The organism is Onishia niordana (genome assembly GCF_004798965.1).
In the GTDB taxonomy this organism is placed as follows: domain Bacteria; phylum Pseudomonadota; class Gammaproteobacteria; order Pseudomonadales; family Halomonadaceae; genus Onishia; species Onishia niordana.
Genome location: NZ_SDSD01000042.1, coordinates 1 through 312 on the forward strand (window position 1 = coordinate 1; position 312 = coordinate 312).

At 45.5% G+C, this 312-nt stretch carries 1 protein-coding gene; it reads left to right on the forward strand.

The annotated features are described in order from the left end of the window. On the forward strand, window positions 1–312 hold a 312-nt coding region (locus tag ETC27_RS17875; protein WP_276605710.1), incomplete at both ends, for a 3'-5' exonuclease.

Genomic DNA, 312 nt, shown 5'->3' on the forward strand with positions numbered 1-312 from the left:
CCTGATGAATTGGAAGAGGAACGTCGTCTTGCCTATGTGGGAATCACGCGCGCCGAAGAATTTCTTTATATGACCAATGCAAATCAACGTGTGCTCTACGGTAAAACCAGCTATAATCGTCCGAGCCGTTTCATCTCTGAGATTGATGATGAGTTATTGGACTATGGAGGGATTGCACGTAAGGCCAATTCAAGCTTCAATGCTAGTTATAAAATGGCTGGAGGTGCGACACGATTTGGTACTGGCATGTCCATGACAGATGCTCTTCATCAACGTAAAGCTGCAGTCAATCCTGGAGCATCACGTGTGATT